Annotated in this window: 22 protein-coding genes; 14 read left to right on the plus strand and 8 right to left on the minus strand. The window is 65.0% G+C overall.

The window, feature by feature from the left end:
• Positions 1 to 186: 186 nt before the first annotated feature.
• The 4 genes from rpsD to dsbD all read left to right on the plus strand — a co-directional run bounded on the left by rpsD (position 187) and on the right by dsbD (position 4,635).
• Positions 187 to 810, plus strand: a complete 624-nt coding sequence (gene rpsD, locus ACFSQR_RS02770; protein WP_377727858.1) for a 30S ribosomal protein S4 — start codon at positions 187 to 189, stop codon at positions 808 to 810.
• A gap of 118 nt (positions 811 to 928) precedes the next feature.
• Positions 929 to 1,906 carry a DNA-directed RNA polymerase subunit alpha gene (locus ACFSQR_RS02775; RefSeq protein ID WP_377727861.1) on the plus strand — a complete coding sequence of 326 codons (978 nt, stop codon included), beginning with the start codon at positions 929 to 931 and terminating at the stop codon, positions 1,904 to 1,906.
• A 181-nt stretch (positions 1,907 to 2,087) separates the two neighbouring features.
• On the plus strand, positions 2,088 to 2,483 hold the full coding sequence (rplQ, locus tag ACFSQR_RS02780) for a 50S ribosomal protein L17 (RefSeq protein ID WP_377727864.1): 396 nt from the start codon (positions 2,088 to 2,090) through the stop codon (positions 2,481 to 2,483).
• 178 nt (positions 2,484 to 2,661) lie between these two features.
• Positions 2,662 to 4,635 carry a protein-disulfide reductase DsbD gene (gene dsbD, locus ACFSQR_RS02785; RefSeq protein ID WP_377727866.1) on the plus strand — a complete coding sequence of 658 codons (1,974 nt, stop codon included), beginning with the start codon at positions 2,662 to 2,664 and terminating at the stop codon, positions 4,633 to 4,635.
• On the opposite strand, the gene ACFSQR_RS02790 is transcribed toward dsbD, so the two are convergent.
• Positions 4,632 to 4,931 carry a hypothetical protein gene (locus ACFSQR_RS02790; protein ID WP_377727868.1) on the minus strand — a complete coding sequence of 100 codons (300 nt, stop codon included), beginning with the start codon at positions 4,929 to 4,931 and terminating at the stop codon, positions 4,632 to 4,634. The two genes, dsbD and ACFSQR_RS02790, sit on opposite strands and share 4 nt — an antisense overlap.
• Positions 4,932 to 5,207: 276 nt before the next feature.
• The gene (locus ACFSQR_RS02795) at positions 5,208 to 5,759 is read right to left on the minus strand and encodes a Spy/CpxP family protein refolding chaperone (protein WP_377727870.1); all 552 of its coding nucleotides are present in this window, start codon (positions 5,757 to 5,759) and stop codon (positions 5,208 to 5,210) included.
• A gap of 201 nt (positions 5,760 to 5,960) precedes the next feature.
• On the opposite strand from ACFSQR_RS02795, the gene ACFSQR_RS02800 reads away from it, so the two are divergent.
• From ACFSQR_RS02800 to ACFSQR_RS02820, 5 genes are all read left to right on the plus strand, one after another.
• Positions 5,961 to 6,689, plus strand: coding sequence for a response regulator (locus tag ACFSQR_RS02800; protein WP_377727873.1), 729 nt, complete (start codon positions 5,961 to 5,963; stop codon positions 6,687 to 6,689).
• Positions 6,686 to 8,044, plus strand: coding sequence for an ATP-binding protein (locus tag ACFSQR_RS02805; protein WP_377727875.1), 1,359 nt, complete (start codon positions 6,686 to 6,688; stop codon positions 8,042 to 8,044). The genes ACFSQR_RS02800 and ACFSQR_RS02805 overlap by 4 nt, the downstream gene beginning before the upstream one ends.
• Before the next feature lie 75 nt (positions 8,045 to 8,119).
• Positions 8,120 to 9,298 carry an efflux RND transporter periplasmic adaptor subunit gene (locus ACFSQR_RS02810; protein ID WP_377727878.1) on the plus strand — a complete coding sequence of 393 codons (1,179 nt, stop codon included), beginning with the start codon at positions 8,120 to 8,122 and terminating at the stop codon, positions 9,296 to 9,298.
• On the plus strand, positions 9,295 to 12,435 hold the full coding sequence (locus ACFSQR_RS02815) for an efflux RND transporter permease subunit (protein ID WP_377727880.1): 3,141 nt from the start codon (positions 9,295 to 9,297) through the stop codon (positions 12,433 to 12,435). Before ACFSQR_RS02810 ends, ACFSQR_RS02815 begins: the two co-directional genes overlap by 4 nt.
• A gap of 232 nt (positions 12,436 to 12,667) precedes the next feature.
• Positions 12,668 to 13,504, plus strand: coding sequence for a hypothetical protein (locus tag ACFSQR_RS02820; RefSeq protein ID WP_377727881.1), 837 nt, complete (start codon positions 12,668 to 12,670; stop codon positions 13,502 to 13,504).
• Positions 13,505 to 13,541: 37 nt separating this feature from the next.
• Here the strand turns inward: ACFSQR_RS02820 and arsB are convergent, their stop codons facing one another.
• The 6 genes from arsB to yihA form a co-directional block, all read right to left on the minus strand.
• Complete coding sequence (arsB, locus tag ACFSQR_RS02825) at positions 13,542 to 14,606, minus strand: ACR3 family arsenite efflux transporter (protein WP_377727884.1); 1,065 nt, start codon at positions 14,604 to 14,606, stop codon at positions 13,542 to 13,544.
• Complete coding sequence (locus ACFSQR_RS02830; protein ID WP_377727886.1) at positions 14,606 to 15,115, minus strand: arsenate reductase ArsC; 510 nt, start codon at positions 15,113 to 15,115, stop codon at positions 14,606 to 14,608. The genes arsB and ACFSQR_RS02830 overlap by 1 nt, the downstream gene beginning before the upstream one ends.
• A gap of 15 nt (positions 15,116 to 15,130) precedes the next feature.
• Positions 15,131 to 15,631, minus strand: a complete 501-nt coding sequence (locus ACFSQR_RS02835; RefSeq protein ID WP_377727889.1) for an ArsI/CadI family heavy metal resistance metalloenzyme — start codon at positions 15,629 to 15,631, stop codon at positions 15,131 to 15,133.
• Positions 15,628 to 15,966, minus strand: coding sequence for an ArsR/SmtB family transcription factor (locus ACFSQR_RS02840; RefSeq protein WP_377727891.1), 339 nt, complete (start codon positions 15,964 to 15,966; stop codon positions 15,628 to 15,630). Before ACFSQR_RS02840 ends, ACFSQR_RS02835 begins: the two co-directional genes overlap by 4 nt.
• Positions 15,967 to 16,063: 97 nt before the next feature.
• Complete coding sequence (gene hemB, locus ACFSQR_RS02845; protein ID WP_377727894.1) at positions 16,064 to 17,053, minus strand: porphobilinogen synthase; 990 nt, start codon at positions 17,051 to 17,053, stop codon at positions 16,064 to 16,066.
• Positions 17,050 to 17,751 carry a ribosome biogenesis GTP-binding protein YihA/YsxC gene (gene yihA / locus ACFSQR_RS02850; RefSeq protein WP_377727896.1) on the minus strand — a complete coding sequence of 234 codons (702 nt, stop codon included), beginning with the start codon at positions 17,749 to 17,751 and terminating at the stop codon, positions 17,050 to 17,052. The genes hemB and yihA overlap by 4 nt, the downstream gene beginning before the upstream one ends.
• A 147-nt stretch (positions 17,752 to 17,898) precedes the next feature.
• On the opposite strand from yihA, the gene ACFSQR_RS02855 reads away from it, so the two are divergent.
• From ACFSQR_RS02855 to ACFSQR_RS02875, 5 genes are all read left to right on the plus strand, one after another.
• Positions 17,899 to 18,558 carry a c-type cytochrome gene (locus ACFSQR_RS02855; protein WP_377727898.1) on the plus strand — a complete coding sequence of 220 codons (660 nt, stop codon included), beginning with the start codon at positions 17,899 to 17,901 and terminating at the stop codon, positions 18,556 to 18,558.
• Positions 18,559 to 18,653: 95 nt separating this feature from the next.
• Positions 18,654 to 20,750 (plus strand): cytochrome c biogenesis protein ResB, encoded by a 2,097-nt coding sequence (locus ACFSQR_RS02860; protein WP_377727901.1) that lies wholly within the window; start codon positions 18,654 to 18,656, stop codon positions 20,748 to 20,750.
• Between the two features lie 19 nt (positions 20,751 to 20,769).
• Positions 20,770 to 21,921 carry a c-type cytochrome biogenesis protein CcsB gene (ccsB, locus tag ACFSQR_RS02865; RefSeq protein ID WP_377727903.1) on the plus strand — a complete coding sequence of 384 codons (1,152 nt, stop codon included), beginning with the start codon at positions 20,770 to 20,772 and terminating at the stop codon, positions 21,919 to 21,921.
• Between the two features lie 168 nt (positions 21,922 to 22,089).
• The gene (gene msrP / locus ACFSQR_RS02870) at positions 22,090 to 23,064 is read left to right on the plus strand and encodes a protein-methionine-sulfoxide reductase catalytic subunit MsrP (protein WP_377727906.1); all 975 of its coding nucleotides are present in this window, start codon (positions 22,090 to 22,092) and stop codon (positions 23,062 to 23,064) included.
• A complete protein-coding gene (locus tag ACFSQR_RS02875) occupies positions 23,064 to 23,681 on the plus strand; it encodes a sulfite oxidase heme-binding subunit YedZ (RefSeq protein WP_377727909.1) in 618 nt (205 codons plus the stop codon). The genes msrP and ACFSQR_RS02875 overlap by 1 nt, the downstream gene beginning before the upstream one ends.
• Positions 23,682 to 23,703 lie beyond the last annotated feature (22 nt).

Raw genomic sequence — 23,703 nt, forward strand, 5'->3', positions numbered from 1 at the left:
AGGAAAATGCCGGTGCAGCGTGGCCCGAATTGGGTTATACTGCCCGGCTATTGTCGCCTGCCATTTCGGTAGGCATTCAGCCACGTTTGGTTCCGCCCGGGTGAATACGCGGGGGCGAACACAAACTAGCGCCTGGTGCGGGTTACCGCAGTCGGGGCGTCATCGATTTTAAAAAAAGGATTTACTGTGGCACGTTATATCGGACCAAAAGCAAAACTGTCCCGCCGCGAAGGCACGGACCTGTTCCTCAAGAGCGCACGCCGCTCGCTCGACTCCAAGTGCAAACTGGACGTCAAGCCAGGCCAGCACGGCGTCAAGTCGGGCCAGCGTACCTCGGACTACGGCAACCAGCTGCGCGAAAAGCAGAAGGTCAAGCGCATGTACGGCATCCTGGAGCGCCAGTTCCGCCGCTACTTCGCCGAAGCCGACCGCCGCAAGGGCAACACCGGTGAGACCCTCCTGCAACTGCTGGAGTGCCGCCTGGACAACGTCGCATACCGCATGGGCTTCGGCTCGACCCGCGCAGAAGCGCGCCAGCTGGTATCGCACAAGGCATTCACCGTGAACGGCAACGTCGTGAACATCGCTTCCTACTCCGTCAAGAAGGGCGACATCATCGCCGTTCGCGAAAAGGCCAAGAAGCAGGCACGTATCGTCGAAGCGCTGTCGCTGGCAGAGCAGGGCGGCATGCCGTCGTGGGTCTCGGTTGACGCGAAGAAGATGGAAGGCACGTTCAAGACCTTCCCAGAGCGCAACGAGATCGCCAACGACGTCAACGAATCGCTGATCGTCGAACTGTACTCGCGTTAATTCGTAGTTCGGTAGTAAAAGAAGCAGCATCGCCCGCTCATTTTCACGAGCGGGCGTTTTCACTAATGCCATCAGCCTTATCGGTGTAACGAGCCGAGGGTAATGAAAAGGACATTTCATGCAAAACAGTTTGTTGAAGCCACGTATCATCGACGTAGAAGCAATCGGCCCAGGTAACGCAAAAGTCGTGATGGAGCCGTTCGAGCGTGGCTATGGCCACACCCTCGGTAACGCGCTGCGCCGCGTGCTGCTGTCGTCCATGGTCGGCTTTGCGCCAACCGAAGTCACCATCGCCGGCGTCGTGCACGAGTACTCCTCGCTGGACGGCGTGCAGGAAGACGTGGTCGACCTGCTGCTGAACCTGAAGGGTGTCGTGTTCAAGGTGCACAACCGTGACTCCGTGACCCTGACCCTGAAGAAGGAAGGCGAAGGCGCCGTCCTGGCATCGGACATCGACCTGCCGCATGACGTCGAACTGATCAACCCGGACCACGTGATCGCCCACCTGACCGCTGGCGGCAAGCTGGACATGCAGATCAAGGTCGAGAAGGGCCGTGGCTACGTTCCTGGTAACGTGCGCCGCCTGTCGGAAGACACCAACAAGACCATCGGCCGCATCATCCTGGACGCATCGTTCTCGCCAGTGCGCCGCGTGTCGTACGCAGTGGAATCGGCGCGTGTCGAACAGCGTACCGACCTGGACAAGCTGATCATCAACATCGAAACCAACGGCGTCATCACCCCGGAAGAAGCGATCCGCCAGTCGGCCCGCGTCCTGGTGGACCAGCTGACCGTGTTCGCGGCGCTGGAAGGCACCGAGGCAGCGGCAGAAGCGCCATCGCGCGCACCGCTGGTCGATCCGATCCTGCTGCGTCCAGTGGACGACCTGGAACTGACCGTCCGTTCCGCAAACTGCCTGAAAGCGGAAAACATCTACTACATCGGCGACCTGATCCAGCGTTCGGAAAACGAACTGCTCAAGACGCCGAACCTGGGCCGCAAGTCGCTGAACGAAATCAAGGAAGTCCTGGCTTCCCGCGGCCTGACCCTGGGCATGAAGCTCGAGAACTGGCCGCCTGCAGGCCTCGAGAAGTAAGACAGTTCACCCGAAAGTACAAACCTGCTTTCGGGTGGAATTAGCCAAAAAGGCCTGGCAGAGCCAGATCCTTTTTGGATGAAAAAAGGCCGGGGCATGTTGCCCCGTCCCGACCAACCTAAGAACCGGCCCGCGCATTTGCGATCGAAGAGCTGGACTAAAACTTGAAAGGTAATACATCATGCGTCACCGTCATGGTCTCCGTAAGCTGAACCGTACCTCCGCACACCGCCTCGCGATGCTGCGCAACATGACCGTTTCCCTGCTGCGCCACGAAGCGATCAAAACCACCCTGCCAAAGGCAAAAGAACTGCGTCGCGTGATCGAGCCGATCCTGACCCTGGGCAAAGTGGACACGCTGGCAAACAAGCGCCTGGCATTCTCCCGCCTGCGCGACCGCGAAATGGTCCTGAAGCTGTTCAACGAACTGGGCCCGCGCTACGCTAACCGCAACGGCGGTTACCTGCGTATCCTGAAGATGGGCTTCCGCGTTGGCGACAACGCACCGATGGCCTACGTCGAACTGCTGGACCGTCCAGAGACGACCGAAGAAGCTGTCGAAGTCACCGGCGAGTAATCGCTAGTCGACCTAAGGAGAGCCGGACTAGCGTCCGGCTTTTTTTATGCGCGGACGCCGCGCATTCGCAAGGGAAAGGGACGTGCCGGGGGCCGCCAAAAATAAGTCCCGGATAAGGCACGCTTCCTTGCCACGGTGTACCATTCGCTTGCCGCAAACTGCCGGCTCCAAGGCACCCATGTTCCGAACACTCACTACTCGTCCCCTGTACGCGCTCGCCGCGTTCCTGCTCCTCGCCCTTGCCGCGGCCTTCACCGCAGCGCACGCCGACGAGGAGTACCTCGACCCCGCCGACGCCTTCCGCTTCTCGGCCCGCATGGCCGACCCGCACACGATCGCCGTCACCTGGAAGGTCGCGGACAAGTACTACATGTACAGAGAGCAGTTCAGGTTTTCCGCGCAGGGCGCCACGCTCGGTACCCCTGTCATCCCGCCCGGCAAGGTCAAATACGACCAGACCTTCGAGAAGAACGTCGAGACGCACCGCGGCACCGTCACCGTGCGCATCCCGGTCACGGCGAGCGGCCCGTTCACGCTGACCGCCAACAGCCAGGGCTGCGCCGATGCAGGCCTGTGCTATCCGCCGCAGCAACACACCGCAAAACTCGACCCCGCCGTCATCACGCCGGAAGAGCCGGAACCGAAGGGCATCACGTCACTGCTGAAAGGCCTGATCGGCGGAGAAGACCGCCCTGAGCCCGCGGTGTCGACCCCTGCGCCCACCTCCGCCGCGCCGCCGCCGGCAAGCGCGCCAGCGGTTGTAGCGGCCGCCACGCAGGGCCAGCCAGCGGCGCCTGCGCAAGCCGAAAGCGTACCGCCCGCGAGCACCTCCAACGCCGCCGTGCCACCCGCCGCGCCGGTCGCCGCGGCACCTTCCGCAGCGGAGCAATCCGACCTGTCCCGCATCGGCGGCGTACTCTCCGGAGGCAGCCTGCTTGCCATCGTTCCCGCCTTCATGCTGCTGGGACTTGGCCTGGCATTCACCCCGTGCGTGCTGCCGATGGTGCCAATCCTGTCCTCGATCATCCTGGGCGAAGGAGCGCACGCCTCCCGCATGCGTGGCTTGGTGCTGTCGATCGCGTACTCGCTGGGCATGGCCATCGTCTACACGGCGCTCGGCATCGCGGCAGGCCTGGCCGGCGAGGGACTGGCCGCCGCCTTGCAGAATCCGTGGGTGCTGGGCGCGTTTGCGCTGCTGGTGGTGGGCATGGCCCTGTCGATGTTCGGCTACTACGAGCTGCAGCTGCCGGCCGCGCTGCAGACCAGGCTGTCCGGCGTTTCCAGCCGCCAGCAGGGCGGTAAGCTGTCCGGGGTCTTCGTCATGGGCGCGCTGTCCGCGCTGATCGTCGGGCCGTGCGTGGCGGCGCCGCTCGCCGGCGCGCTGGTCTACATCAGCCAGACGCGCGACGTAGTGATCGGCGGCGCCGCACTGTTCGCCATGGCGGTCGGCATGAGCGTGCCGCTGCTGCTGGTCGGCTTGTCGGCGGGCTCCTTGCTGCCGCGCGCGGGCGCCTGGATGGATTCCGTGAAGCGCTTCTTCGGCGTGCTGATGCTGGGGATGGCCTTGTGGCTGGTGTCGCCGGTGCTGCCGGTGGCGCTGCAGATGGCCGCGTGGGCGGTGCTGCTGCTCGGGTATGGCGCCTACCTGCTGCGCCGCTCCGGCCACTGGGCGGCGCTGACCGCAGGGGCGGTGTTCACCGTGCTGGGCGCGATCCAGCTGGTGGGCCTGGCCAGCGGCGGCAGCGACCCGCTGCAACCGCTCGCGCACCTGCGCGGCGGCGCGGTCGCCAGCCATGGCGTCACCTTCAAGCGCATCAAGACCACCGCCGACCTGGACGCGCAACTGGCGCAGCTAAACGGACGTCCGGCAATCCTCGACTTCTACGCCGACTGGTGCGTGTCCTGCAAGGAGATGGAAAAGCTGACGTTCACCGACGCCCGCGTGCAGGCGCGCATGAACCAGGCATTGCTGCTGCAAGTGGACGTGACGGCCAACGACGACGCCGACAAGGCGATGATGCGCCGCTTTGAACTGTTCGGCCCTCCGGCGCTGATCATGTTCGACGGCGCGGGCAAAGAGATCCCCGATAGCCGCGTGATCGGCTACCAGTCGGCCAACAAGTTCCTGGGTTCGCTGGAAAAGCTGCGCTAAGGCGCCATGCGGCGCAAGCCGCCGGCGGTGCGGCGCAGCGCGGGCGGGCGGCGCACGGCTTCCGGCGGCGCCTCCACCTCTTCAGGCCCGGTGCGGACGATATAGCCGTCCGCTACCAGCGCATTCAGGCATTCCTCGTCCACGCCCAGCGCTGCGGTATTGGCCAGCAGCGTCGCGGCAGGCTTGTGCCCGTCGATCATCACCAGCAGCGTGCGCAGGCGCGCCGGCAACTGGTTCTTGCGGGTCGCGATCTCCTCGCGTCCTTTTTCCGTCTTGTCGTAGATACTCGTGTTCATTTCTTCCCCTCGCACTCTTGATGCTTTTTTATTGTTGAAGACTTCGGCAACTTTCAGTTGCTGCACGGCATCACCGAGAATACACCGGTTTGCGGCGGATGCGCACAGATCCATGTAGATGTGTGGCAGAAATGAGAATTGGGCGCAGATTGGCCCGGATAGGCCGGGATCGCGGCCAAATAGCTATGTTCGCGCAAGAAGACGGGGGATCGGCGCAGATCGCTCCAGATGCGCCAGGATAGGGGGCGGCCCACGCGTGGGCCGCCCCGGAACTGCTTAGTTCTGCTTTGCTGCGTCGTGCTTCATGCCGTGTTGGCCATGATGGCCGCCGCGGTGGCCAAAGTGGCCGCGCTTGCCGTGATGGCGCTTCATCTTCATCGCGTCATCGAAGGTCTTGCGCTGTTCCGCGGTCAGCTGTGCATAGAATGCCTTGGTCGCTGCCAGGCGCGATTCCATGCGGGCGGTGCGTTGCTTCTGCATTGCGATGCGCATTTCCATGCGCTGCGGCGCCGACATCGAACGGAATGCCTCGCGGTCCATGCGCGGACGCTCGCCGCGCTGCTCCGGCTTGATCGCAGCCAGGTAGTCGCGCCATGCGCCTTCCTGTGCCGAGGTCAGTCGCAGCGAGTCGTGCAGCTTGGCCTGGCGCTGCGCCATGCGTTCGGCGCGCTTCGCTTTACGCTCGGCGAACTTGGCTGCGCGCTGTTCCTGCGTCAGCTGCGCACGGCCTTCCTGCGCCGCCGGCGCCTGGGCGTATGCCGACAGGCTCGCGCTGCCCATGCCGATGACGGCCAGGCCGATGAGGATGGATTTGCGGATGGAGTTCATTTGCGTTCCTTTTCAAGTTCAGGTGGTGTGCGCCGCCTCGTTAGCGAAGCACTGCACATGGGACGTATCTTGCGCCCGCCGTGTTAACGCACCGTGTCCCTGCGCCTGCTCTTTGTATCAATTTGTTTCGACCAAAACGGTATATACATGCCGATACAATCTGGCTATCACTGCCCACCGTTAGCGTAGATAATGGCAGTCATGGATACTCCCTCTACCATCCTCATTGTCGACGACGACCGCGAAATCCGCACCCTGCTCGCCGATTACCTGGAGACGAACGGCTACCGCACCCTGGTCGCGGCCGACGGCCAGGCCATGTGGAAGACGCTGGACGAAGCGCGCCCCGACCTGATCGTACTCGACCTGAACATGCCCGGCGACGACGGCCTGACGCTGTGCCGCAAGCTGCGCGCCACGTCCTCGCTGCCGGTGGTCATGCTGACCGCGCGCAGCGAGCCGCTGGACCGCATCCTCGGCCTGGAAATGGGCGCCGACGACTACCTGCCCAAGCCGTTTGAGCCGCGCGAGCTGCTGGCGCGCATCCGCAGCGTCCTGCGCCGCAGCCACGCGATGCCCTCGAATTCGCCGGCCGAAAAAGCCCAGCAGATGAAGTTTTCCGGCTGGACCCTGGACCTCACCGCGCGCCACCTGGTCAATCCCGACGGCATGGTGATTATGCTGTCCGGCGCCGAATTCCGCCTGCTGCGCGTGTTCCTCGAACACCCCAACCGCGTGCTGAACCGCGACCAGCTGCTGAACCTGACCCAGGGCCGCGACGCCGATCCGTTCGACCGCTCGATCGACATCCAGATCAGCCGCCTGCGCCAGAAGCTGGGCGAGGATGCGCGCGTCCCGCAGATCATCAAGACCGTGCGTAACGGCGGTTACGTGCTGGCCGGCCAGGTCACCGTGGAGCCTTCCGCGTGAAAGGCTTCTTCGGATCGATGACGGGACGCGTGTTCGCGACCCTGGTACTGGGCATCGGCATGTCGGCGGCGGTGGCGCAGTGGGTGGCGGTCAACGAGCGCCAGAGCGCGATCGAAGCCTACCGCGACTACTACGCGCTGGAACGCGCCGAGCAGCTGATCATGGCGGTGGACACGGTGCCATCCTCCTCGCGCAAGGCCTACCTGTCGGTGGCCAACCGTCCGGCAATCCGGATCGAGCCGTACGACGCATCGAAGGTTGTCTCGCCCGCCCACACGCCGTTCATGCGGCAGCTGGCCACGCGCCTCGGACCGGCCTATGCGCTGGAGCAGGTGAGGGATCGTCCGCCTGCGTGCGATGCGCCGCGCGAGCAAAGCGCGCTGTTCGCGCCGACGCGCTGGACCGGCACCTGCGAAAGCGTCAATGTGCGCCTGCGCGACGGCGACCTGGTGCGCCTCGAAGTGCTGCCCCCGCGCGTGCCGCCGAAGTCCGCGCAAACCGACTACAGCATCACGATCACGCTGTTTACCTTGTCCATTGCGCTGGTGGCCTACGTGGTCGCGCGCATGTCGACCCGTCCGCTCAAGCGCCTGGCGCAGGCTGCGCGCGCGCTGGGCGAGGACATCAACCGCGACCCGCTCAAGCCGGCCGGCGCGAGCGAGATCCGCCAGGCTACCGCCGCCTTCAACGCGATGCAGGCGCGCATCCGCCAGCACATCGCGCAGCGCACCCAGATGCTGGCCGCGATCACGCATGACCTGCAAACGCCGCTGACGCGGCTGCGCCTGCGCCTCGAAAAAGTGCAGGACCGCGAGCTGCAGGAACGCCTGCGCGGCGACCTCGATGCGATGCAGGCGATGGTGCGCGAAGGGCTGGAGCTGGCCCGCAGCACCGACACCAGCGAGGCCATGTGCTCGCTCGACCTCGATTCGCTGCTCGACTCGGTGTGCTCGGATGCCTCCGATAGCGGCCAAAACGTCACGCTCAAGGGCCGCGCCAACATGGCGATGATGGGCCGTCCGGGCGCGCTGCGGCGCTGCTTCGGCAACGTGATCGACAACGCGGTGAAGTACGGCCGCCAGGCCAGCGTGACCGTGGAGCGCCAGGACGGCAGCGCGGTGGTGCGCGTGCGCGACCGCGGTCCGGGCATCCCGGAGGCCGAGCTGGCGCGCGTGTTCGAGCCGTTCTACCGCGTCGAGGGCTCGCGCTCGCGCGAATCCGGCGGCACCGGGCTCGGGCTGCCGATCGCACGCAATATCGTGGAACAGCACGGCGGATCGATCTCGCTGGCGAACCACCCCGAGGGCGGCCTGGTGGCCACCCTGGTCCTGCCCGAGTACTACGGCGGAAAATAGCGCCGGCGCCGCGCCGCGCACAGGACATCACAACAATTGAACAGGAAGCGGGGCCGAGGGCGCCCGCTGGACAGCATGAAAAAGAACACTATTGGAGTAATCGTTGGCGCCGTGGCGATCGTCGCGGCAGGGGTGTGGTTCGTGAATCGCGGCGGTGACGCGGCGCCCGGAGGCAAGGGCGGCCCGGGCGGCGGCCGTGGCGGCGGCGGCCCGACCGTCGTCAACGTGGTCAAGCCGGTGCGCGAGGACGTGCCGGTGGTCCAGCAGTCGAACGGCACCGTCACGCCGGTCAGCACGGTCGACCTGCGTCCGCAGACTACCTCCACCATCCGCACGGTGCACATCAAGGAAGGCCAGTTCGTGAAGAAGGGCCAGCTGATGTTCTCGCTCGACGACCGTGCCGACCGCGCCAGCGTCCAGCGCGCCGAAGCGCAGATCGCGCGCGACCGTGCTTCGCTGGCCGACCTCGAACGCCAGTACAAGCGCAGCCAGGAACTGGCGGCGCAAAACTATATTTCGCAAAGCCAGGTCGACACCCTGCGCAGCCAGGTCGAAGCGGCGCGCGCGCTGGTCGGCGCGGCCAACGCGGAGGCACAGGCCAGCCGCGTCGCGGCCAGCTACACCGCGATCCACGCCCCGATGAGCGGCCGCGTGGGCGCCATCACCGTCTATCCGGGCAGCCTGGTGCAGCCGACGGTATCGCTCACCACCATCACCCAGCTCGACCCGATCCATGTCGCGTTCACGCTGCCGGAATCGGTGCTGTCCGAACTGCTGGCCGCGCAGCGCAGCGGCGCGGTCGAGGTCGAGGCAACGCCGGAGGGCGGCAAGCCCGCGACCGGCCGCCTGAGCTTCGTCGACAACACCGTCGACCCGGTCGCCGGCACCATCAAGGTCAAGGGCGAATTCGCCAACCCGGGCGCGCAGCTGTGGCCCGGCCAGTTCGTGCGCACCCGCGTCACCATCCGCATGCTGAAGGATGCGCTGGTCATTCCCCAGACTGCTATCATCAACAGCGTGAACGGCACCTTTGTCTACGTGGTGGACAAGGACATGACCGCCAGGGAAGTCAAGATCCAGCGCCTGTACGCGTTCGGCAACAATGCCGCCGTGACCGGCCTGGCCGGGACCGAACAGGTAATCACCGAGGGCAAACAGAACCTGCGTGCCGGCGGCAAGGTGATGCTGCCGGGGCAGGGCGGCGGTGAAGGCCGCGGCAAGGGCGCCCGCGGTGCGAAAGGCGCGCCAGCATGAACATCTCCGAACTCTCCATCCGCCGTCCGGTGATGGTGGTGCTGCTGTCGATCTCGCTGATCCTGGCGGGCTTGCTGGCATACCGCGCCATCCCCGTGGCGGCACTTCCGAGCTACAACACGCCGGTCATCAACGTCAACGCCAACCTGCCCGGCGCCAGTCCCGAGACCATGGCGTCCTCGGTCGCGCTGCCGCTGGAAAAGGCTTTCTCCACCGTGGCCGGGATCGACGTGATCACCTCCACCAGCACCCGCGGCAACACCTCGGTGACGCTGGAGTTCAACCCCTCCGTCGACGTCAACGAAGCGGCGGTGGACGTGCAGGCCGCGCTGCTCAGCGTGCAGCGCGCGCTGCCGGAAGAGATGACCGACCTGCCGTCCTACCGCAAGGTCAACCCGGCCGACTCGCCGGTGCTGTTCCTGGCCATGACCTCGCCGTCGATGGACCTGTCGGAACTGAACGATTACGCGGAAAACCTGGTCGCGCCGGCCCTGTCCACCCTGCCCGGCGTGGCGCAGGTGCAGGTCAACGGCCAGAAGCGCTTCGCGGTGCGCGTGCGCGCCAAGCTGGACCAGCTCAATGCGCGCGACCTGACGCTGGCCGAGCTGGCGGCATCGGTGCGCTCGGCCAATTCGAATGCGCCACTCGGCAGCATCGACGGTCCCAACCAGACCCTCGTGATCCAGGGCAGCGCGCAGCTGGAGAACGCCGCGCACTTCCGTGAACTGATCATCGCCACCCGCAACGGCGAACCGGTGCGCCTGAAGGACGTGGCGGACGTGCAGGACAGCTACCAGTCGGTCAAGGCCGCCGGCAGCTTCAATGGCGAGCGCTCGATCGTCCTGATGGTGCAGCGCCAGCCGAACGCCAATACCGTGCAGGTGGTCGACGGCGTCAAGAAGCTGCTGCCGCAGTTCCAGGCCCAGCTCCCGGGCTCGATCGACATCAACCTCATGAACGACCGCTCGGTCTCGATCCGCGAGGCGATCCATGACGTCAACCTGACCCTTGCCGGCACCGTGGTGCTGGTGGTGCTGGTGATCTTCCTGTTCCTGCACCGCCTGTCTGCGACGCTGATCCCGGCCGTGACCATGCCGATCTCGCTGCTGGGCGCGCTCACGCTGCTGTACTACCTGGGCTATAGCCTCGACAACATCTCGCTGCTCGGCATTACGCTGGCGGTCGGCCTGGTGGTCGACGACGCGATCGTGGTGCTCGAGAATATCGTCCGGCATATCGAAGAGGGCAAGAGTCCGCTGCAGGCATCGCTGATCGGCTCGCGCGAGATGGGCTTTACCATCGTCTCGATCTCGATCTCGCTGGTGGCCGTGTTCATCCCGATCTTCTTCATGCCCGGCGTGATCGGCCTGCTGTTCCGCGAGTTCGCTGTGGTGGTCTCGCTCGCCGTGCTGGTCTCCGCGGTCATTTCGCTGACCCTGGTGCCGATGATGGCGGCGCGCCTGATGCCGGCGCACTCGGCGCACGCGCATGGCGAGACCACCCGCATCGGGCGCGTGTTCGAACGCTGGTTCGGCAAGCTGCGCGACGCCTACGCGCGCACGCTCGACAAGGCGCTGCTCCACCGCGGCATCGTGCTGCTGGTCGCGATCGGCACCTTCGTCGCCACCGCCGTCATGTACATCACGATCCCGAAGGGCTTCTTCCCCGAGGAAGACATCGGCCAGCTGCGCGTCACGGTCGAGGCGTCGGAAGACACGTCCAGCTACGCGACGGCGATCCTGCACAACCGCGTCGCCGAGATCGTGCGCAAGGACCCGAACGTGAAGAACGTGACCTCGTTCACGGGCGGCGGTAACAGCGGCCGCATGTTCATCACCCTCAAGCCTGCGTCCGAACGCGAAAAGATGCCGCAGGTGGTCGACGGGTTGCGCAAGGCGACCCGCCAGGTGGCCGGCGTGCAGGTGTTCTTCAGCCCGATCCAGAACCTGCAGATGGGCGGGCGTCCGTCCAAGAGCCGCTACCAGTACACGCTGCAAAGCGTGAGCCCGGGATCGCTGAACAAGTGGGCGACCGAGTTCCAGGAGCGCATGCGCGCCGATCCGCTGTTCCGCGACGTTACCAGCGACGCGCAGAACAGCGCGCTGCAGGCATCGCTGCGGGTCGACCGCGACAAGGCCAACATGCTGGGCGTGCAGCTGTCCGACCTGCGTACCGCGCTGTACGCCGCCTACGGCGAGCGCCAGGTCACCTCGATCTACTCGTCGGCAGCAACCTACAACGTGATCCTGGAGGCGGCCGAGGAAGACCGCCGCTTCGAGGATTCGATATCGCGCATCTCGGTGCGCAGCAGCTCCGGCAAGCTGGTGCCGCTGTCGAGCTTTGCCTCGGTCGAGCGGACGGTCGGGCCGACCGCGGTCAACCACCAGGGCCAGCTGCAGGCGATCACGGTGTCGTTCAACCTCGCGCCGGGCGTGCCGCTGGGCGCGGCGACCGACCGCATCGAAGCGATGGGCATCGACATGAAGCTGCCGGCATCGATCATCACCAGCTACGGCGGCGATGCGGCGGTGTTCGAAAGCTCGCAGTCCTCGCAGCTGATCCTGATCCTGGCGGCGCTGGGCGTGATCTACGTGCTGCTGGGCGTGCTGTACGAGAGCTACATCCACCCGATCACCATCCTGGCCGGCCTGCCGTCGGCGGCGGTGGGCGCGCTGCTCACGCTGGAACTGTTCAACATGGAGCTGACCATCATCGCCATCATCGGCATCCTCATGCTGATCGGTATCGTGAAGAAGAACGCGATCATGATGATCGACTTCGCGCTGCACGCGCAGCGCGAGCGCGGCATGGCGCCCGCCGAAGCGATCCGCGAAGCCTGCGTGCTGCGCTTCCGCCCGATCCTGATGACCACGCTGGCGGCGATGATGGGCGCGCTGCCGATCGCGCTGGGCATCGGCGCCGGCGCGGAACTGCGCCAGCCGCTCGGCCTGGCGGTGGTGGGCGGCCTGATCTTCTCGCAGGTCGTGACGCTGTACATTACCCCGGTGATCTACCTCTACCTCGACAAGTACAGTGGGTCCGGTCCGATGACCGACGACCACCTGGAACAGATGGAAAAAGTCGAAAAGCTCAAGAAGCGCAGGGGGCACGACGAACTGCGCGCCGGCGCCCGCTAGGGCGTCGTCCCGGGAACGCCGGCTCTGCAGCGATGCACGAGCCGGCGGCCATGAAACTCGGCATGGATCCCGGCCTTCGCTGGGATGACGCGAGCGGCTGAGTGACGGTAGCGCAAACTGAGGCGATGCTTAATCAGAAGTCAACGATTTTGCAAACCAGGCGGAGTCTGGCAAACTGCGGGATGTTCTGCCGTTCCTGAAAGCTGTTGCCTTGCGTGACCATTCCCATACCATGAACGAATCCGGTGTCTGCGAGCACTGCGGCCAGCCGCTGCCTGCGGAGCGGCCGGTGTACGCGTATGGGGAACAGCGCACCAACAAGACCGCGATCGCGGTCACCATCGGCCTGCACCTGCTGCTGGTGCTGGCCTACCTGGTCAAGCCCAAGCAGGAGGACCTGCCGCTCACGCCGCCCGGCGGCGTAATGGTCATGGTGCAAACGCCGCAGGCGGCCAAGCCCCGCGAGCAGGCGCCGCGCCCGCTGCCCAAGCAGGTCACGCCGGCACTGCCGCGCGTCGAAATCGAGCGCCTGCCCGACACCATCACGCTCCCCGATGAAAAGCCGGCCGAAACCCCGCCGGAAAAGCCGCAGGTCGAGATCACGCCCGAAATGGACATGGCCGCCTACGTCGCCGCACGCAAGAAGCAGCGCGGCGCGCGGGAAGAAACCCCGTCCGAAGGCGAAAACGAAAAGGCGATGCGCAACATCAAGGCGAACATCGCCCGCGCCAACGCCGCTTCGCGCGACGATGGCGGCGGCGGCATCTTCAGCATCAGCAACAAGACCTTCAACAGTGCCGTGGTCAAGTTTAACGGATGGAACCAGACCTTCAAGCGCAACACGCTGCGCCAGGAGACGGTTGAAGTGGGCAAGGAGCGCGATATCGAGACCGCGATCGTCAAGAAGATGATCGAGATCATCCGCAAGGAAAAGAGCGGCGACTTCGAGTGGGAATCGCACCGCCTGAACCGGAACGTCACGCTGTCAGCGCGGCCGCAGGATACGGAGGCGCTGATGGCCTTCCTCTACAAAGAGATGTTCCGCGACTACACCCCGCCGCGCGAATAAGGAGGGGGGACAGTCCCTACCGGGACCCGTCCCTCTTCTATCGCGACTCGTACCAGTGCTGCGAGCGGTTCACTACCGCCACGACCAGCAGCATGACCGGCACCTCGATCAGCACACCCACCACCGTGGCCAGCGCCGCCCCGGACTGGAAGCCGAACAGGCTGATCGCCGTCGCCACCGCCAGCTCGAAGAAGTTCGACGCGCCGATCAGGCTCGATGGCCCCGCCACGCAATGCGGCACTTTCAGCTTGCGGTTCAGCAGGTACGCCAGGCCGGAATTGAAAATCACCTGGATCAGGATCGGCACCGCCAGCATCGCAATGATCGCCGGCTGCGTGGTGATTGCCTCGCCCTGGAACGCGAACAGCAGCACCAGCGTGAGCAGCAGCGCCGAGATCGACAGCGGCCCGAACTGCCTGACCGCGCGCTCCAGGTGTGCCGGCCCGCGCCTGAGCAGGGCCGCCCGAATCACTTGCGACAGGATCACCGGAATCACGATGTACAGCACGACCGACGTGACCAGCGTATCCCACGGCACCGTGATCGACGCGAGTCCCAGCAGCAGCGCCACCAGCGGCCCGAACGCGACCACCATGATCGAATCGTTCAGCGCCACCTGCGACAGCGTGAAGTAGGGATCGCCCTTGCACAGCTGGCTCCACACGAACACCATCGCCGTGCAGGGCGCCGCCGCCAGCAGGATCAGGCCCGCGATATAGCTGTCGTGCTGGTCGGCCGGCAGCAGGTCCGCGAATACGTGGCGGATGAAGATCCAGCCCAGCAGCGCCATCGAGAACGGCTTGACGAACCAGTTGACGAACAGGGTCACGCCGATTCCGCGCCACTGGCTCTTGACCTGGCCGAGCGCGCCGAAGTCGATCTTGACCAGCATCGGCAGCACCATGCACCAGATCAGCACACCGACCGGCAGGTTCACGCGCGCCACTTCCATTTGCGCGATCGCCGCGAACCCATCCGGGAAGGTCCTGCCCAGCAGGATGCCCGCCACGATGCACAGCGTGACCCACAACGTCAGGTAGCGCTCGAAGAATCCGATGGCCGGCGCCGCGCCGCCGGCGACTTCGGTGGTATGGGCCGACATCAGCCGGCCACCACCGGCGTCTCGCCGATCTGCTTGATCTCGCGCTGGATCGCGTGCTTGTCCAGCGTTGCGATCGGCAGGTTCACGAAGGTATGCATCCGCGCGGCGATCTGGCGGAAGATCTTCTCGAACGCAGCCCGCTTCTCCTCGTCGCTGCCTTCCACCGCAGCCGGATCTTCGAAGCCCCAGTGCGCGGTGGCCGGATGGCCCGGCCAGTACGGGCAGGTCTCGCCGGCCGCGTTGTCGCACACGGTGATGATGAAGTCCATCTGCGGCGCATCCGGTCCCGCGAACTCGTCCCAGCTCTTGCTGCGCAGCGCCTCGACCGGGTAGCCGGTCTTTTGCACCTGCTCGACCGCGAACGGATTCACCCGTCCGCCCGGCTTGCTGCCTGCGCTGAAGCCGCGGAAGCGGCCCTTGCCCATGGTGCTGACCAGGGCCTCGGCCATGATCGAGCGGGCCGAGTTGCCGGTGCAAAGGAACAGGACGTTATAGATCTTGTCGGACATGCGTTTCTCTCCAGTTCAGCAGCAGCTCGCGCCTTGGGCGGCGGAGGTCGGGACGCAGCACGGCGCTTTCTCGCCGAGCTTGATGCGCGGTTTGGCCAGCGGGACGCAGCAGGCCGCATCGGCTGCGGCTTCTTCCGGCGCGCCGCCATAGACCGGGATCGAATCGAGCGTGTGGAAGGTCTCCCACGCGATGCCGGACGGATCGCTGATCCAGTGCTTGTCCGACTTGGCGTAGCAGCAGGCCGTGTTTTCTTCGGTCTCGATCTCGCCGTCCAGCTGCCCGAGGCGCGACTGCATCTCGCCCAGTTCCGCCGCGGTTTCGACCTGGATGCCCAGGTGGTTGACGCCGGCTTCCGCGCCGCGGCTGGAAATCGCAAAGTTCACGCGCGGGTCTTCCAGCTGCCATTTGGCGTAGTCCGGCTTGACGATGGTCGGCTCGCTGGCGAACATCCCGGAATAGAACTTGATGCTCTCGGCGAGGTTGTCGACCGAGACATGTACGTGCATGCGTTTCATGAGCAGGCTCCTTCGGTTGTGCAGGTGGGGACGCGGACGGGAGAACATGCGTTCCCGCCGCAGCAGTTTTCAGTCAAAAAGCCGACCAGGCCATTCATCGTGGCGAAGTTGGCCGCGTAGATGAGCGAGCGGCCGGCCTTGGTTTGCGTGACCAGGCCGGCGTGCGTCAGCTCCTTCAGGTGGAAAGACAGGGAGGAGGGCGGGATCGCCAGCTGATCGGCGATTTTCGTTGCAGGCATGCCTTCGGGGCCGGCTTGCACGAGCAGGCGGTACACGGCCAGGCGCGAGTCCTGCGCGAGGGCGGCCAGTGCGGCTACGACGTCCTTGTCATCCATAATTACCTCCATACGATACTTCCAGAATAATCGAAGTATAGCGAAAACGCAAGCGGCAAGGGGACGTCCCCGCAGGGGGGACTGTCCCCGGCAGCGATTACGCTTTGAGCAGGCGGGCGATGTCGCGCGCGAAGTAGGTGAGCACGCCATCGGCGCCGGCGCGCTTGAACGCCATCATCGATTCCATCATCACCTTGTCGTGGTCCAGCCAGCCGTTCTGCGCGGCGGCCTTGAGCATGGCGTACTCGCCGCTCACCTGGTAGGCGAAGGTCGGCACGCGGAACTCGTCCTTCACGCGGCGCACGATGTCCAGGTAGGGCATGCCCGGCTTGACCATGACCATGTCCGCGCCCTCGGCGATGTCGAGCGCGACTTCGCGCAGCGCTTCGTCGCTGTTGGCCGGATCCATCTGGTAGTTGTGCTTGTTGCTCTTGCCGAGGTTGCCCGACGAGCCCACGGCATCGCGGAACGGACCGTAGAACGAGGACGAATACTTGGCCGAATAGGCCATGATACGGGTGTGGATATGCCCGCTCGATTCGAGCGCGCGGCGCATGGCGCCCACGCGGCCGTCCATCATGTCCGACGGCGCCACGATGTCGGCGCCCGCTTCGGCATGCGCCAGCGTCTGGCGCACCAGCATCTCGATGGTTTCGTCGTTCAGCACATAGCCGGTCTCGTCGATCGGGCCGTCCTGGCCGTGGCTGGTGTACGGGTCGAGCGCGACGTCGGTGAGGATGCCCAGCTCCGGGAAGCGCTTCTTCAGTTCGCGCACCGCGCGCGGCACCAGGCCGTCCGGGTTGGCCGCTTCTTCGCCGTTGTGGGTCTTGTTCCCCTCGATCAGCGGGAACAGCGCCATCACGGGAATCCCCAGCTGCACGCATTCCTCCGCCACCGGCAGCAGGTTGTCGACCGACAGGCGCTCCACGCCCGGCATCGAACCCACCTGCTGGCGCTTGCCCGCGCCGTCCAGGATGAATACGGGGTAGATCAGGTCCGAGGCCGTGATCGTGTTCTCGCGCATCATCGCGCGGGAGAAGGCGTCGCGGCGCATGCGGCGCATGCGGATAGCTGGGTAAGAAGTCATTCGCTAGGTTCCTCTTGTGTGTCAGGCTGCTGCGGTTCGTTCAGGCCGAGCAGTTCCAGGATTTTGTCGTTGGCCTCCTCCAGCCCGATCCGCTTGAGCGAGGAGAACAGCTGCACCGTGAACGGGAAGCCCTTGCCTTCCTCGTCCACATAGCTGTCGAGCACCTGCTGCGCCTGGCGCAGCGCGTTGGTCGCTTCGTTTCGGTTCAGCTTATCGACCTTGGTGAGGATGCAGTGGATCGGCTTGCCGGTCGGCGCGAACCACTCCAGCATCTGGATGTCCAGGTCCGTGAACGGGCGGCGCGAATCCATGATCAGCACCAGCGCGGCCAGCTGCTCGCGGCGCTGCACGTAGTCGCCCAGCAGGCGCTGCCAGTGCAGCTTGGCGTTGCCGGACACCTCCGCGTAGCCGTAGCCGGGCAGGTCGACCAGCAGCGCGCGGATCTCTTCCACGATGGTCGGATCCTTGCGGTGCTGCGCCACGTGCGCCCCGCCGATCGAGAAATAGTTGATGTGCTGGGTGCGCCCAGGCGTCTTGGACGCGAACGCCAGTCCCTTCTGGTTGGTCAGGACATTGATGGCGGACGATTTGCCCGCGTTGGAGCGCCCCGCGAACGCGATTTCCGGCACCTGCGTGTCGGGAAGGTCGCGCAGGTGGTTGACGGTCGTGAAAAAGCGGGCTTGCCAGAGTAGGGACATGGGAGGGGGCAGAAATTGCAACAAGTGGGCTTAACCCGAGAAAGCTATTGTACAATAAGGGGTTACGACTTGCTGCAACGCAATGCCGCGCCCCCGCTGCGCAGGCCTGAATAAAACTAATTTACTACTTTGTCTCAGGGTGTTTGAATGAATCGTGCGTTTTCCCCGTTTATGAAATCCTTGCTGGTTGCAACCCTGGCTGTTTCCGGCTTCGCTTCCGCTACGGCGCCGGCACCGGCGGCCAAGGCTGATCCTGCCAAGGGCGCGAGCCTGTACGACACCGGCGACGCGGCGCGCGGCCTGCCAGCTTGCGTATCGTGCCACGGCGCGGGCGGCAACTCCACCATCGCCGTCAACCCGCGCCTGTCGGGCCAGATCGCGAACTACACGCACAAGCAGCTGATCGACTTCACCACGCCTGCGCGCCAGAACCCGATCATGACCACGTACGCCAAGATGATGACGGACGAGGAAAAGCGCAACGTCGCCGCCTACCTGGAAACCCAGAAGGCCAAGCCGAACGCAGCGCGCAACAAGGACACCCTGGAACTGGGCAAGAAGATCTACCGCGGCGGCATCGCCGGCACCGGCGTTGCTGCATGCGCCAGCTGCCACGGCCCTGCAGGCGGCGGCGTCCCGGCTCTGTTCCCGCGCATCGCCGGCCAGAACGCCGACTACACCGTATCGACCCTGCAGGCCTTCAAGGCAGGCGCGCGCTCCAACAGCGTGCAAATGACCACCCTGGCCAAGCGCATGTCGGACGAAGAGATGAAAGCCGTCGCGGACTACATCGCCGGTTTGAAGTAAGCAGCGGCGCCCGTCGCGGGCGCGTTGTTCAAAGCATCGCAAGGGGCGGCAGCTGGAAGGCGTGCTGCCCTTTTTGTTAAGAGGTTGTGCAAGTTATGAGTAGTATCCCCGGGAAGGAAACGGCACGGCAGCGCAGCCGCCTGTCGGCCGACATCGTCGAGCTGCTGTCGTCGATGCGTTTTGCCATCAGCCTGCTGACCGTGATCTCGATCGCATCGGTCATCGGCACGGTCCTCAAGCAGAACGAGCCGATGCCGAACTACGTGAACCAGTTCGGTCCGTTCTGGTTCGAGGTGTTCGGCAAGCTGGACCTGTACACCGTGTATTCGGCGTGGTGGTTTCTGCTGATCATGGCGTTCCTGGTGGTGTCCACCTCGCTGTGCATCGTGCGCACCACGCCCAAGCTGCTGAAGGACATGCGCAGCTGGCGCGAAAACATCCGCGAGATCTCGCTGCGCAATTTCCACCACCAGGCCGAGTGGGTCGCCCCGCTGGCGCGTCCCGCGCTGGCGCAGCAGACCGCGGAGCGCCTGGCGCATTCCGGCTACGCCACCCGCATCGTCGAGAAGGATGGCGCCACCCTGGTCACGGCCAAGAAGGGCGCCGGCTCGCGCTATGGGTACATCTTCGCGCACAGCGCCATCGTCATCATCATGCTGGGCGGGATGCTCGATTCCGAGCTGCCGATCCGCTTCCAGCAGTGGGCCTTCGACAAGACCCCGTTCTCCGGCAGCGGCCTGATCTCGGCCATCCCCGAAAAGCACCGCCTGGGCGTGCAGAACCCGACCTTCCGCGGCAATACCCAGATCTCGGAAGGGCAGGCCAGCGACGTCGCCATCATCCCGCAGGGCGAAGGCGTGATGCTGCAGGAGCTGCCGATCACGATCCAGCTGAAGAAATTCCACATCGACTTCTACTCGACCGGCATGCCCAAGCTGTTCGCCAGCGACGTGGTGGTGCGCGACAAGGAAACCGGCAAGACCTTCCCGGCCACCATCAAGGTCAACCAGCCGCTGCTCTACAAGGGGCTGGCGGTGTACCAGTCCAGCTTCGAGGACGGCGGCACCAAGCTGAAAGTGTCCGGCTACCCGCTCACCGGCAGCGCCAGCGCGCCGTTCGACATCGACGGCGTGGTCCATGAAAGCACGCCGCTCAAGCAGGCGGGCGACGAGTACACCATCGAATGGACCGGCTTCCGCCCGTTCAACGTGGAGAACGTGACCGGCAACGACCCGCGCGCCGTGACGCAGGGCGAGTCGCTCAACGAACAGCTGGCGCGCACGCTGGGCCAGGCCACCGGCTCGGCCGGCAAGACCGCCAACAACAAGGACCTGCAGAACGTCGGCCCGAGCGTGCAGTACAAGCTGCGCGACAAGACCGGGCAGGCGCGCGAATACCAGAACTACATGCAGCCGGTCACGCTGGACGGCGTCCAGATGTTCCTGTCCGGGATGCGCAGCTCGCCGGCGGACAACTTCAGCTACCTGCGCATTCCCGCCGACGACGAATACTCCGTGCGCGACTGGATGCGCCTGCGCGCCGCCCTGCACACGCCGGAGATGCGCGAACAGGCCGCGCGCCGCTACGCCGAGCGCGCCATGCCGAACGCCGGCCCGTCCGACCAACTGGCAGGCCAGCTCGCGCAATCGGCGCTCAAGGGCATTAACATCTTTGCAGGTGTCGAGGGCGACCAGGGCGGCTTCATCGCCGTCGCGCGCTTCCTCGACCAGCTGCCGGAAGCGGACCGCGAGAACGCCGCCCGCATCTACATGAAGATCCTCAACGGCACCATGTGGGAGCTGTGGCAGGCCGCGCGCGCCAAGGATGGGCTGCCGCCGGTGCCGGCCGACCAGAAACACGCCCAATTCCTGCAACTGGCCACCAATGCACTGGCCGACAGCGTGTTTTACGGCGCACCGGTATACTTGAAGCTGGAAGAGTTCACCGAGGTCAAGGCCTCGGTGCTCCAGATCACTCGGTCGCCGGGCAAGACCGTGGTCTACATCGGCTGCCTGCTGCTGACGCTGGGCGTGTTCGCCATGTTCTACATCCGCGAACGACGCATCTGGGTCTGGCTGCGCGACGACGCGCAAGGCAGCCACGCGCTGATGGCGATGAGCACCCAGCGCAAGACGCTCGACTTCGAGCAGGAATTCAACGACATCAAGGCAAAGCTGCCGCAGACGGCATAAGCCGAAGCTGGAGAACCAAATGGAACTGTCCCAAACCCAAACCTATTCCCAGGCGCCCGGCTACTTCAAGCGCCTGACCGCATTCGACTGGCTGTACGCGCTGGCGCTGGTGGGCGCCAGCCTGTTCGCGCTGCAGCGCTACGGCCACTTCATGGACATCTACGAAGAGGTGATCCTGCTGGCCGCCGCGCCGGTGTTCGCCGCGCTGGGCTGGCACTGGAAGCCGGTGCGCTGGCTGGTGCCGCTGGTTGCCGCGCTGTCGCTGTTCGGCATCTCGCTGTACGACGGCAGCCTGGATAACGCCAACACGCGCTTCTTCCTCAAGTACATGCTGTCCTCGCAGTCCGCGATCCTGTGGATGAGCACCCTGTTCGTGTTCTCCACCGTGTTCTACTGGATCGGCCTCGTCGCGCGCTCCCCGTTCGGCGGCGCGGTCGGCAGCAAGCTCGCATGGGCCGCCATCGTCATGGGCTGGACCGGCATGATGGTGCGCTGGTTCGAGTCCTACCTGATCGGTCCGGACGTCGGCCACATCCCGGTATCGAACCTGTACGAAGTGTTCGTGCTGTTCGCGCTGATCACTGCGATGTTCTACGTCTACTACGAATACCGCTACCAGACGCGCCAGCTCGGCCCGTTCGTCATGCTGATCATTACCGCGTCGGTGGCCTTCCTGCTGTGGTACACGGTCGCGCGCGGCGCCTCCGAGATCCAGCCGCTGGTGCCTGCGCTGCAGAGCTGGTGGATGAAGATCCACGTCCCGGCCAACTTCATCGGCTACGGCACCTTCGCACTGGCGGCGATGGTCGCTTCCGCCTACCTGCTCAAGTCGCACGGCAAGCTGGTGGACCGCCTGCCGTCGCTGGAAGTACTGGAAGACGTGATGTACAAATCGATCTCGGTCGGCTTCGCGTTCTTCACCGTGGCCACCATCCTGGGCGCCCTGTGGGCCGCCGAAGCGTGGGGCGGCTACTGGTCGTGGGACCCGAAGGAGACCTGGGCGCTGATCGTCTGGCTGAACTACGCCGCCTGGCTGCACATGCGCCTCGTGTCCGGCCTGCGCGGCAACATCGCCGCCTGGTGGGCGCTGGTCGGCCTGCTGGTCACGACGTTCGCCTTCCTCGGCGTCAACATGTTCCTCTCCGGCCTCCACTCCTACGGCGAACTGTAACCCCCAAAATGGGGACAGACCCCATTTTCAAAATGGGGACAGACCCCATTTTTTGGGAAGAATAAATGGGGTCTGTCCCCATTTTTGGGTTTCCGGTAGCCGAACAACTCAGCCGGGCCGTATGGTGTAAGGTAGTCATGTCCCCGACAGCGACTACCGGAGCACCTCATGCTGATCAAACTGAACCCCGACGGCATCGTTCAGCCGTCTCCCTCCGAGATCACCCCGGAGCACGTCTACCTCAACCGCCGCCAGTTCATTGCGCGCATCGCCGCCACCGCCGCCGCCGGCAGCGCCCTCTGGGAGATGGCCAACCGCGAAGCCTTTGCCCAGGCCGGCACCAGGCTCGCAGCGCGCCGCAACGCCGCCTACGTCGCCCCGGACAAGGTGACCGAATTCCACGACGCCACCCACTACAACAACTTCTACGAGTTCGGCACCGACAAGGAAGACCCGGCCGCCAACGCGCACACGCTGCGCCCGCGCCCCTGGACCGTCTCGATCGAAGGCGAAGTGAAAAAGCCGCAAACGCTCGACATCGACAGCCTGCGCAAGATGGCCCCGCTGGAAGAACGCATCTACCGCCTGCGCTGCGTCGAAGGCTGGTCGATGGTGATCCCCTGGGTCGGCTATTCGCTGTCGGAACTGATCAAGCGCGTCGAACCGACCAGCAACGCCAAATACGTCGAATTCATCACGCTGGCCGACCCGAAGCAGATGCCCGGTGTGCGCAGCCGCATCCTGCAGTGGCCTTACACCGAGGGCCTGCGCATGGACGAGGCCATGCACCCGCTCGCGCTGCTCACCGTCGGCATGTACGGCCAGGTGCTGCCCAACCAGAATGGCGCGCCCGTGCGCGTCATCGTGCCGTGGAAATACGGGTTCAAGTCCGGCAAGTCGATCGTGAAGATCCGCTTCGTCAGGGACCAGCCGCGCACCTCGTGGAACGTCTCCGCGCCGGACGAATACGGCTTCTACGCCAACGTGAACCCGAAGGTGGATCACCCGCGCTGGTCGCAGGCGACCGAACGGCGCATCGGCGAGGACGGCTTCTTCAAGCGCAAGCGCGAAACGCTCATGTTCAACGGCTATCCTGACGTCGCGCGCCTGTACGGAGGCATGGACCTCAGGAAGTACTACTGATGGCGAACGGCGCAGCTTCCCTGGCCGCGCTGGCGCCGCGCCAGGTCAGTACCGTCAAAGGGGTGCTGTTCGTGCTGGCGCTGGCGCCCTTCCTGGTCATCGCCTGGCGCGTGCTGGAAGGGGATTTGGTCGAGCCGATCGAATACATTACCCGCGCCACGGGCGACTGGACGCTCTACATGCTGTGCATCACGCTCGCGGTGACACCGCTGCGCCGGCTGAGCGGCTGGAACTGGCTGGCGCGCATGCGCCGCATGATCGGGCTGTTCGCGTTTTTCTACGCGCTGCTGCACTTCACCGCGTTCATCTGGTTCGACCACTTCTTCGATATTGCGTCGATGTGGCGCGACGTGCTCAAGCGCCCGTTCATCACGGTCGGCTTCACGGCGTTCGTGCTGCTGATTCCGCTGGCGCTGACCAGCACCAATGCAATGATGCGGCGCCTCGGCGGCAAGCGCTGGCAATGGCTGCACCGGCTGATCTACGTGGTGGCGCCGCTCGGCGTGCTGCACTTCTGGTGGATGAAGGCGGGGAAGAACGACTTTGCCGAGCCGACGCTGTTTGCGGTGATCGTGGTCGTGCTGCTTGGGGTGCGCATCTACTGGTCGCGCCGCTGAGTCGTCATCCCCGCGAAGGCGG

The organism is Pseudoduganella sp. GCM10020061 (assembly GCF_042683405.1).
Taxonomy (GTDB): Bacteria; Pseudomonadota; Gammaproteobacteria; order Burkholderiales; family Burkholderiaceae_D; genus Telluria.